The organism is Luteimonas sp. 8-5 (assembly GCF_029763755.1).
Classification (GTDB): domain Bacteria; phylum Pseudomonadota; class Gammaproteobacteria; order Xanthomonadales; family Xanthomonadaceae; genus Cognatiluteimonas.
The window spans coordinates 1-4,369 of the sequence record NZ_JARUVM010000095.1; the positions used below are offsets into that span (position 1 = coordinate 1).

4 protein-coding genes are annotated in these 4,369 nt (G+C 68.3%); 1 reads left to right on the plus strand and 3 read right to left on the minus strand.

The genetic code is table 11. The features are described from left to right. Window positions 1-384: DnaJ domain-containing protein (locus QAA18_RS10025; RefSeq protein WP_279412783.1), on the minus strand; the 384-nt coding region annotated here is incomplete at its 3' end. 81 nt (window positions 385-465) lie between these two features. Between QAA18_RS10025 and QAA18_RS10030 the strand changes: the two genes are divergently transcribed. Further along, complete coding sequence (locus QAA18_RS10030; RefSeq protein WP_279412784.1) at window positions 466-942, plus strand: peroxiredoxin; 477 nt, start codon at window positions 466-468, stop codon at window positions 940-942. 1 nt (window position 943) lies between these two features. Here the strand turns inward: QAA18_RS10030 and gyrA are convergent, their stop codons facing one another. Together gyrA and mtnA are read right to left on the minus strand one after the other, a co-directional pair. Next, on the minus strand, window positions 944-3,541 hold the full coding sequence (gyrA, locus tag QAA18_RS10035) for a DNA gyrase subunit A (protein ID WP_279412785.1): 2,598 nt from the start codon (window positions 3,539-3,541) through the stop codon (window positions 944-946). A 100-nt stretch (window positions 3,542-3,641) separates the two neighbouring features. Continuing rightward, on the minus strand, window positions 3,642-4,369 hold a 728-nt coding region (gene mtnA / locus QAA18_RS10040), incomplete at its 5' end, for an S-methyl-5-thioribose-1-phosphate isomerase (RefSeq protein WP_279412786.1).

A 4,369-nucleotide genomic window follows, 5' to 3' on the forward strand; every position in this document is an offset into this window, starting at 1 on the left:
GCCCGGCCCGGCACCGGCACGGCGGCGCCCGAACAGTTCCTCGAAGAAGTCGCTGAAGCCGCCGCCGGCGCCACCGCCGGCGAAGATCTCGTCGTAATCGAAGCCGCCCTGCCCCGGTGCGTGGCCGAAGCCGCCCGGCGGCGGCTGGACCTCGTCGCCGGGACGGTAACCGCGCGTGCGCAGCTGGTCGTAGGCCTTGCGCCGGTCCGGATCGCGCAGCGCCTCATAGGCCTCGTTGACGGCCTTGAAACGCTCCTCGGCGTCGGCCTCCTTGCTCACGTCCGGGTGGTACTTGCGCGCCAGGCGGCGATAGGCGGTCTTGATCTCGGCCTCGCCCGCGCTGGGCTCGACCCCGAGGATGTCGTAGTAGTCCTTGAACTGCATGGCTTACCGTTGCCTGGCCGTCATCGGGACGTCCATTATCCTAGACTGCGTCCAAGACAGCGTGACACCACGGAGCCCCACATGACCATCAAGCCCGGCGAGCACCTTCCCGAAACCACCCTGCAGCGGATCGGCGAAGGCGTCGAGACCCTCGACACGCGCGACCTCTTCGACAACGGCAAGGTCGTCATCTTCGCCGTCCCCGGTGCTTTCACGCCCACGTGCTCGGAACGCCACCTGCCCGGCTTCATCGCCAATTTCGACGAGTTCCGCAAACGCGGCATCGACGTCGCCTGCGTGGCGGTCAACGACCCCTTCGTGATGCACGCATGGGGCGAAAGCCAGCACGTGCCGGACGGCCTGATGATGCTCGCCGACGGCAACGGCGACTTCACCCGCGCCCTGGGCCTGGAGATGGACGCCAGCGCCTACGGCATGGGCACCCGCTCCAAGCGCTACGCGATCTACGCCGAGGACGGCGTGGCCAGGCAGGTGCTGGTCGAGGCACCCGGCGAGTTCCGGGTGTCCTCGGCCGAACACGTGCTTTCGCTGCTCTGAGTTACGGCGCGCTGGGCGCGTCGCCTGCCGAAGGCGGCTCCGTCGCGACCGTCGCGCCTTCACTCTCCTCGTCCAGCGAGGCGTCGACGCGTTCGATCGCCTGCAGGCTCTCGCCTTCGCCCAGCCGGATCAGGGTCACGCCCTGGGTGTTGCGGCCGACCTGGGCGATTTCCGAGGCGCGCGTGCGCACCAGCGTGCCGCCATCGGAAATCAGCAGCACCTCGTGGCGGTCCGACAGCTGGATCGCACCGACCAGCTTGCCGTTGCGGGCGGTGGTCTGCAGCGCGATCACGCCCTGCGTACCGCGGCCCTTACGCGGATATTCCGCCACCGGGGTGCGCTTGCCGTAGCCGTTCTCGCTGGCGGTGAGGATGTCGCCGTCGCCGGAGATCACGATCAGGCTGCGCACCTCTTCGCCCTCGGCCAGCTTCATGCCGCGCACGCCGGTGGCGGTGCGGCCCATCGGACGCACGGTCTCGCCGGCGAAGCGCACGGCCTTGCCGTTGCTGGCGAACAGCATGATGTCGCAGTGGCCGTCCGACAGTTCCGCGTTGACCAGCGCGTCGCCCTCGGCCAGGTTGATCGCGATCTTGCCGCGCTGCAGGCGATAGGCGTACTCGGTGAGCGGGGTCTTCTTGACCGTGCCGTTGCGCGTGGCGAAGAACACGAACAGGTCTTCGCTGTATTCGCGCACCGGCAGCACCGCCTGCACCTTCTCGCCTTCCTCCAGCGCGATCCAGTTGACGATCGGACGGCCGCGCGCATGCGGACCGGCGTCGGGCAACTGGTGCACGGGCAGCCAGAACACGCGCCCGTGGCTGGTGAAGGTCAGCAGCGTGTCGTGGGTGTTGACCAGCCACAGCTGGTCGATGAAATCCTCGTCCTTGGTCGCCGCCGCGTTGCGGCCGCGGCCGCCGCGACGCTGCGCGCGGTAGGCGGTGACCGGCTGGCGCTTGGCATAGCCCGCGTGCGACAGCGTGACCACCACGTCTTCCGGCGCGATCAGGTCCAGGATGTCGAGGTCTTCCTCGCTGGCGCGGATCTCGCTGCGGCGGGCGTCGCCGAACTCTTCCCTGAGGTTGCGCAGCTCGGTGCGGATCACTTCCAGCAGCACGTCCGGATCCTCGAGGATCTCGATCAGGCCGCGGATGGTGTCCAGCAGCTGGCGGTATTCCTCGGTGAGCTTCTCCTGCTCCAGGCCGGTCAGGCGATGCAGGCGCATCTCCAGGATCTGCTGGGCCTGCACCTCGGTGAGCTGGTAGCCGTTCGCGAGCAGGCCGACGCCGGGCGGCAGGTCCTCCGGACGCGAGGCCTGGGCGCCGGCGGCTTCCAGCAGGCTGCCGACCAGGCCGGGCTGCCACAGGCGCGACAGCATCCGGTCCTTCGCGACCTGCGGGTTCTCCGAGGTCTTGATCAGCTCGATCATCTCGTCGATGTTGGCCAGCGCGACCGTCAGGCCCTCGAGGATGTGCGCGCGGCCGCGGGCCTTGCGCAGTTCGAAGATGGTCCGGCGCGTCACCACCTCGCGGCGGTGGCGGACGAAGGCTTCCAGCATCTGCTTGAGGTCGAGCAGCTGCGGGCGGCCGTCGACCAGGGCGACCATGTTGATGCCGAACACCGACTCCATCGGCGTCTGCGAGTACAGGTTGTTGAGCACCACCTCGGCCGAGTCGCCGCGCTTGACCTCGATGTAGATGCGCATGCCGTCCTTGTCGGACTCGTCGCGCAGCTCGCTGATGCCGTCGAGCTTCTTTTCCTTGACCAGCTCGGCGATCTTCTCGATCAGTCGCGCCTTGTTGACCTGGTACGGGATCTCGGTGACGACGATCGCCTCGCGGCCGTTGTCGGCGACCTCGATGTCGGCCTTGGCGCGCATGCGCACGCGGCCGCGGCCGGTGCGGTAGGCCAGGTGGATGCCGCCGACGCCGTTGATGATGCCGCCGGTCGGGAAGTCCGGGCCCGGGATGTGCTGCATCAGGCCTTCGACGTCGATCGCCGGATCGTCGATCAGGGCGATGGTGGCGTCGATCACTTCCGACAGGTTGTGCGGCGGGATATTCGTGGCCATGCCGACCGCGATGCCGGCCGAGCCGTTGACCAGCAGGTTCGGGAAACGCGACGGCATCACCGTCGGCTCCTGTTCCTTCTCGTCGTAGTTGGGCTGGAAGTCGACCGTTTCCTTGTCGATGTCCGCCATCAGCTCGTGCGAGAGGCGCGACATGCGCGCCTCGGTGTAGCGCATCGCCGCAGCCGAGTCGCCGTCGACCGAGCCGAAGTTGCCCTGCCCGTCGACCAGCATGTAGCGCAGCGAGAACGGCTGCGCCATGCGCACCAGGGTGTCGTACACCGACTGGTCGCCGTGCGGGTGGTACTTGCCGATGACGTCGCCGACGATGCGGGCGGACTTGAAATACGGCTTGTTGGCGTGCGCGCCGAGTTCGGTCATCGCATAGAGGACGCGGCGATGCACGGGCTTGAGGCCGTCGCGCACGTCCGGAAGCGCGCGCCCGACGATCACGCTCATGGCGTAATCGAGGTAGCTGCGGCGCATCTCGTCCTCGAGGTTGACCGGGATGATTTCCTTGGCGGATTCTGCCATCTGGGGTCCGTTCTTCTACGTCGTAAATCAGACGTGAAATTGTATCACGGCACGGACTTTTCTGCAGGCCGATTCCCCCGAAAACTCAATGACTTAGCGGCTACCCGAAGGCGGCCGCCATGGATCCGGGCGCCGGGGCGTGGACGACCCCGCGTTCGGTGACGATGGCATCGACCAGGCCATGCGGGGTGACGTCGAAAACGGGGTTCCAGGCGGCGATGCCCTCGGCCACGGTACGGCTGCCACCGAGGCCATGGAGCTCGCCCGCGTCGCGCTCCTCGATCTCGATCAGGTCGCCGCAGGAGGTGGCCATGTCGACCGTGGAGGACGGCGCCACGACCATGAACTTCACCCCGTGGTGGCGCGCCGCGATCGCCAGCTGGTAGGTACCGATCTTGTTGGCGACGTCGCCGTTGGCGCAGATCCGGTCGGCGCCGACGATCACCCACTGCACCCTGCCCGACTTCATCAGGTGCGAGGCGGCGGCGTCCGCGATCAGGGTCGCGTCGATGCCGTCCTGCTGCAGTTCCCACACGGTAAGGCGCGCGCCCTGCAGCCACGGCCGGGTCTCGCCGGCGTACACCTGCCCGATGCGGCCCTGGGCCACGCCGGCGCGGATCACGCCCAGCGCGGTGCCGAATCCGGCCGTGGCCAGGGAACCGGTGTTGCAATGGGTGAGCACGCCGCTGCCGGGTTCGATCAGGGCGGCGCCGAGGCTGCCCATGCGGCGGTTGGCGGCCAGGTCCTCGCGTTCGATCGCGGCCGCTTCGTCCTCCAGTACGGCGCGCCACTCGCCGCCGGCCGCCCGCGCAAGTGCGGCGCGCATGC